Genomic DNA, 5,189 nt, shown 5'->3' with positions numbered 1-5,189 from the left:
TTTCTAGTTGGTTTTGTGGTGATTCTATTCTAGCGGAAATGTTGTGTGTCTTCCTTGTTTTTTAATGAGAAAATAGGACCGATAGATTTTTTTCTATCAGTCCAATAAATTATAGAGCCTAAACTTTTTGTTTTACATCAGCATATTGTTTTCTTTTTTAAAAGTTGATGAAGCTGGATATAAAGATTTGCAAGATATTTATCTTCAATGAGATATCCATAAAATAAAGCAGAAGACCTGAATGAGTCTTTAATAGCAAGAAGGATAAACTGATAACCAAATCAATCATAGGCAGCAGTGTATTTTTCCAAATAAGGACTTATTTTAAAAGAATCCAGTTGATTCAGGAAATGATACAAACTCTTTATTGTTAAATGGTAATATATAAACAAAAAATAATGTCATAGTCCCCTAAAACCGAATAAATGGTATTCCAGTCTTTGTATGATTCGAGCATTCGGATAAACCGTAGGCGCAGAAAAACGGATACAGTGTAATGGTTTGTCTCGAGAATCGTTAGACTCGTAGAGACAGCAGTTCTGGAAATAAGTCGAACGATACTAAAAATATGAATAACTTCAGGGAGGTATTCATATATTCCGCTGACTTGTCAGAGTAGATGATGCTGGTTCTTGAGGCAGAACACTTCTTATACGCAAGTTCTATGACCTAATGATTGGTACATATCTTTTTGTGCGACGAGTAAGCGCAGGAGCAAGCATTTTGTGCGACGAGTAACCGCAGGAGCAAGCATTTTGTGCGACGAGTAACCGCAGGAGCAAGCATTTTGTGCGACGAGTAACCGCAGGAGCAAGCATTTTGTGCGACGAGTAACCGCAGGAGCAAATAAGTCGAACGATCTAGTTTGTCCCTCAAAGTCAACTTGAAAAAGAACCTCAATAAGTGATCGACCTACAAGCCCTTCTGTCCTCTTTAGTATGACAGGAAATAGCGTGTAGGTCGATCGTTTTTTTCTTTTCATTCTGTTTGGTGTGGACGATAGCCCTCATGAGTGTTTGTCACAACCTCATTTATTAAATTTAAATGTTTGCTTTCTCAGGTGTAACTTTGCTCCATATCCAGCCAACAATAAAACCTATAATTGATGGAACAATCCAGCCCATACCGATTGAAAAGAATGGGAGATAGGACCCAGCCCATTCAAGGATGTTTTGGACAAATCCGCTGTCTTTAATAAAACTGGGAGAATTGTTCAATGCATCCAATAAAGCTGCCAGCAAAGTTACGTAAGTGGTCATCTGGTAGACTTCAGGTCGATGATGAAATAGCGGTCCGATAATAACCAGCAGCATCAATGTGATCGCTAAAGGATACAGGAACATCAATACTGGAATAGAAAACTGAATAATGTTTGTCAGCCCTACATTAGCAAACAGGCAGGGAAGAATACTTACTGCAATAATATAAGTTGAATAGCCAGCCTGGGGAAATAATTCAGAAAATGTTTCTGCACAGGCCGTTATCAGTCCGATCGCTGTTTTGAGACAGGCAATAATAATAATTAAAGCCAGAATCAGGCTGCCCCAGCTGCCCAAATAATGATTGGCGATTTGAGCTAAGGCAATGCCTCCATTTTCGCTTAAAGAAAATGCTCCCATACTCATTGCTCCCATATAAGCCAGCAAAGAGTATATGATGCCCATTAAAAGAATACTGACAGCTCCGGATTTAATCGTATCTCTGGCAATTTCATTAGGTTCTTCAATACCCATTCTGCGAATCGTTGTGACAATAATGATTCCAAAAGCTAAAGAGGCCAGTGCATCCAATGTATTGTAGCCTTCTGTAAATCCTTTGAAAAAGGCATGTTGCACATAGGCTTCACTTACAGGGGCTGTACCCGCTGATCCAAGTGGATAGATAAAAGCAAGCAACAGCAGAATGCCCAGTAAAACTAAAAAGAGAGGATTCAGAAATTTTCCGACATAATCCAGTATTTTAGAGGGTTTTCTGGAAAAAAGCCAGGCTGTAAAAAAGAAAAGAGCTGAGAAAAGAGCTAGAAAAACAGGCTGCTGTTGAGGCGCAATGAATGGAGCCAAACCAATTTCAAATGAAGTGGTCGCCAGTCTCGGCAGTGCAAAAAATGGACCAATTGTTAAATAAAGCAGTGTAGTAAAAATAATTGCATAAGGACGGCTGATTCGCTGAGCCAGATCAAAAAGCCCATTACTCTTTGAAATACCGATAGCAATGACTCCCAGAAAAGGCAACCCTATTCCGGTGATTAGGAAGCCCAAGTTAGCCCAAAAGACGGCTGAACCAGCCTCCTGTCCCAGATGAACAGGGAAAATCAAATTACCGGCACCAAAAAATAGGCCGAAAAGCATAGATCCGACGAAAAGATATTCCCGCCAGGAAAGTTTTTTATTCATTTTAAGTCTCCTCTTGATGATAAAATTGTGACAGCTTGTTGCTTAACTCAAGCTGCTAGAAGCATCTTTATTAAAATAACAGACTTAAGAAGACGAGGCAAGACATTGGAATAAGAATTTATTGTCTTTTCATAATAGAGAAACTAGTGTATTTTTCTATAAAGGCAACTGTAAGAATTGTCATGCTCAAGTAAGCGGGCTGCCCGACTCTATTGCTGAATCGAGCCAAACTAGCTGTAAAGTAGTATAAAATTTAACTGAGCTCGCTTCTTTCAAGGAATACTTATTGAAGCTGCTCAGTTTTGTCATTGAAGTATATGAGTTAAAATTTTCTAGCATGGAACATCATTTATAGACTATCTTTTATTGTAATTTATAATTTGGTCAATACACTAAGGCAAAATGAAGGCAAATAAATAGTCATCGCAATAATCCCCGTTGATATAGAATTCATCAACTAAATGCCCCTCTTGAATAAACCCATTTCGTTTATAAAAAGCAATCGCTCGTTTATTTGGTCCCATTACCCGCAGGGATATTTTGTGAATATTATAAACTGGAGCAATTTCTTTTAGATGGGTTAGAAGATGTTTTCCTACTCCAACGGATTGAAAATCAGGATGAACACCAATCCCAATCATCCATTGATGTTGATGAGAGGGGAGCGGGGTTGGTGGATGAACATCAACAAATCCGATTACTTTTTCTGAAAGAACGGCAACAAAAATCAATTTATCCCCCATCCGTTCTTTATATTGTTCGACATTGTCATAATGGTGAAGAACAGGAGAATTTTCATTGGTCCAAATACTGTTCTCAATATGCATCAAGGCTGTATAGTCCTGCTCTTGCACTTTCCGAATGATTATTGCTTCAGTCATGGCTATCCCTCTCTTGTATTTATTTTTTGATTACTATTTGTTTTAGGAAAAAGTCCTTCTAGTTGATTATAAATCAATTTTCTCTGTGTGGAATCGGCGAATAAGTTTTTCCTGATGAGACGTTAAAATATCCTCCAACTGAATATCATATTTATCCGCCAGAATAAAAATATTATCTAAAACATCACCTAACTCTTCTGTCAGCTGCTGCCGCAATACGTGCTGCTCCTTATCCGGCTCATCGGGACGGTCACGACCAATTTCCAAAGCGCGTACTGCCTGCGCCACTTCACCGGTTTCTTCTGATAAAAAATTTACTCGAATAAAAGGATTCAACTCATACCATCCTCTTTTTTTATAAAAGTCGCTAATCCATTTCTGATAATTTTGTATATTCAATGAAACTCCCCCTTTATCTTCTATTTATCATATCACAAGATTACTTAAGATCCATTCACAATAGAAGGACAGATAAAAAAATAACTGCTATAATCAAAAGCAGCAGAGTGAGAAAGGAACGGATTTTTGTATGACAACATTTTATTTGATTAGACATGGGAAAACAGAGTTGAACAAAAAGACTTGTTTTCAAGGCGGAGGCATTGACTCGCCATTGCTTTCAGAAGGCATTGAACAGGCGGTTAAACTTGGGCAATATCTGTCGAAAACGACTTTTGCAGCAGCAGCTGTCAGCACGCAAAAACGCGCTATGGATACAGCAAACTATATCTTGACAGAAAACCAATATGTGAACGATTTAACTGTACAGTATTATGATGAGTTAAAGGAGCTTGGATTTGGTGAGCGTGAGGGAATCGAAGTGGATATTGCTGATCAGCAAACTAACTATTTACGCCAAAGACCAGATCTGTATAATCCTTCTGAATTTCATGGTGAAACCTATGACTCGCTGATTAAACGAGGAATGAGCATGGTTGAAAGGTTAAGCACAGATTATCCGGAGGGCAATGTCCTGATTGTAGCTCATGGGGTTTTACTGCTGGTATTGATCAATTATCTGATGGGTGAAGAGAAAAGAAATTGGCGGAAAAATGGTCCATTGGAAAATACAAGTGTGACGGTGATACACAAAGAACAGGGGAACTGCATTTTAGAAACATTTAACGATGTCTCCTATCTGGAAGAGCAGCTGCCGTAAATAAGCAATCGGGTTAAAAGAATAAATGAAACGGAGAAAAGTATTGAAACGAATAGCAGTATATTGCGGCGCCAATAAAGGAAATAATCCTGTTTATCAGGAACAGGCAAAAAAGCTGGGAAAATGGATGGTTTCTCAGGGGTATGGTCTTGTGTATGGCGGCGGCAATGTTGGGTTAATGGGAATTATTGCTGACATGGTTTTGCAAGAGGGCGGTGAAGTAATTGGCGTGATGCCGACATTTTTGGTGGATAGAGAGATTGCTCATCCTTCTTTGACAGAACTGATTGTTGTGAAGGATATGCATGAACGGAAGAAGAAAATGATGGATGAGGCTGATTGTTACTTAGCTTTGCCCGGAGGACCAGGTACGCTGGAGGAGATTTCCGAAGCAATTTCATGGGCTCGTGTGGGAGAGCATGCGCATCCATGTGTCCTGCTGAATCCGAACGGCTATTACGATTTGCTGGCTGATTTCTTTAATCATATGGTTACGGAAGGCTTTCTGTCACAGGAAGATCGTGAAAATATTCTAATTACAGAATCATTTGATACCATAGAAGAATTTATTAGAAATTATCAGGCGATGAAAGTCAGAAGCTACAAGGAATAACAGGATAAGCATCAAACCAAAAAGGGCTCTATAATATCTAGTGTTGGTGGCGTGATTGTCACTGACACTTTTTTCATTTTGAAAAAAAACAGGAAAGACATCTTGAAATCCAGTAGAATTAAAGTCGACAAAAACCAATTCAA

General features: G+C 38.7%; 5 protein-coding genes. 2 read left to right on the top strand and 3 right to left on the bottom strand.

Annotated features, from left to right (window positions below; genetic code table 11):
• Positions 1-1,040 precede the first annotated feature (1,040 nt).
• From brnQ to IW492_RS17660, 3 genes are all read right to left on the bottom strand, one after another.
• A complete protein-coding gene (gene brnQ, locus IW492_RS17670) occupies positions 1,041-2,393 on the bottom strand; it encodes a branched-chain amino acid transport system II carrier protein (RefSeq protein ID WP_202069408.1) in 1,353 nt (450 codons plus the stop codon).
• Positions 2,394-2,785: 392 nt separating this feature from the next.
• A complete protein-coding gene (locus tag IW492_RS17665; RefSeq protein WP_202069406.1) occupies positions 2,786-3,274 on the bottom strand; it encodes a GNAT family N-acetyltransferase in 489 nt (162 codons plus the stop codon).
• 66 nt (positions 3,275-3,340) lie between these two features.
• Positions 3,341-3,673, bottom strand: coding sequence for a MazG nucleotide pyrophosphohydrolase domain-containing protein (locus tag IW492_RS17660; RefSeq protein WP_202069404.1), 333 nt, complete (start codon positions 3,671-3,673; stop codon positions 3,341-3,343).
• Between the two features lie 130 nt (positions 3,674-3,803).
• Here IW492_RS17660 and IW492_RS17655 point away from each other — a divergent pair, with 130 nt between their 5' ends.
• Both IW492_RS17655 and IW492_RS17650 read left to right on the top strand, forming a co-directional pair.
• The gene (locus IW492_RS17655; RefSeq protein WP_202069402.1) at positions 3,804-4,433 is read left to right on the top strand and encodes a histidine phosphatase family protein; all 630 of its coding nucleotides are present in this window, start codon (positions 3,804-3,806) and stop codon (positions 4,431-4,433) included.
• Between the two features lie 25 nt (positions 4,434-4,458).
• Entirely contained in the window at positions 4,459-5,046 is a 588-nt protein-coding gene (locus IW492_RS17650) for a TIGR00730 family Rossman fold protein (protein WP_202069400.1), read from the top strand.
• Positions 5,047-5,189: the final 143 nt, after the last annotated feature.

Origin of the sequence: Enterococcus sp. BWB1-3, from assembly GCF_016745275.1 — a bacterium.
Taxonomy (GTDB): Bacteria; Bacillota; Bacilli; order Lactobacillales; family Enterococcaceae; genus Enterococcus_L.
Note: the sequence above shows the minus strand (reverse complement) of the source record. Positions and strands in the feature narration are given on the sequence as shown.

What these genes read in the sequence shown, in the direction of transcription:
- brnQ (WP_202069408.1), bottom strand. Translation starts at nt 2,393, where the DNA reads ATGAATAAAAAACTTTCCTGGCGGGAATATCTTTTCGTCGGATCTATG.
- IW492_RS17665 (WP_202069406.1), bottom strand. Translation starts at nt 3,274, where the DNA reads ATGACTGAAGCAATAATCATTCGGAAAGTGCAAGAGCAGGACTATACA.
- IW492_RS17655 (WP_202069402.1), top strand. Translation starts at nt 3,804, where the DNA reads ATGACAACATTTTATTTGATTAGACATGGGAAAACAGAGTTGAACAAA.
- IW492_RS17650 (WP_202069400.1), top strand. Translation starts at nt 4,459, where the DNA reads ATGAAACGGAGAAAAGTATTGAAACGAATAGCAGTATATTGCGGCGCC.